This is a genomic window from Komagataeibacter intermedius TF2 (genome assembly GCF_000964425.1).
GTDB classification, from domain to species: Bacteria; Pseudomonadota; Alphaproteobacteria; order Acetobacterales; family Acetobacteraceae; genus Komagataeibacter; species Komagataeibacter intermedius.
In genome coordinates, this window is the sequence record NZ_BANF01000642.1 from 1 (window position 1) to 404 (window position 404).

General features: G+C 57.7%; 1 protein-coding gene. It reads left to right on the forward strand.

Translation table 11 applies throughout. The features are described from left to right. A partial coding sequence (locus B7449_RS18875) for a transposase family protein (protein ID WP_148431433.1) occupies positions 1-404 on the forward strand: 404 nt, incomplete at both ends.

The following is a 404-nucleotide window of genomic DNA, read 5'->3' on the forward strand; positions in this document are numbered from 1 at the left end:
GATCTTCCCCGTTCCCTCGTCGTTCGTCGTGTTGTTGCACTGGACAACAGAGTGGAGATCGAAGTCGGTCTGCGCAAGCGGAGTGTACTGTGTCCGGACTGTCAGTGCCCGACACAACGCATTCACAGCTTCTATCAGAGAAAACTTGCGGATCTTCCATGGCAGGGCCGTCCGGCCACGCTGATCGTTTCTGTACCACGCTTTTTCTGTCAGGCTGCGGTCTGTCCACGTCGGACCTTTGTGATGCCCCTTGACGGGATAGCCGTGCGTCATGGCAGACAGACCACGCGTCTTACCGATCTTCATTATTATATCGCCCATACCCTGGGCGGTTCCGCTGGTGCACGAATGACCGTGCGCCTGTGTTGCCCCATCAGCCCGGACACTCTCATTCGCCGCCTCCT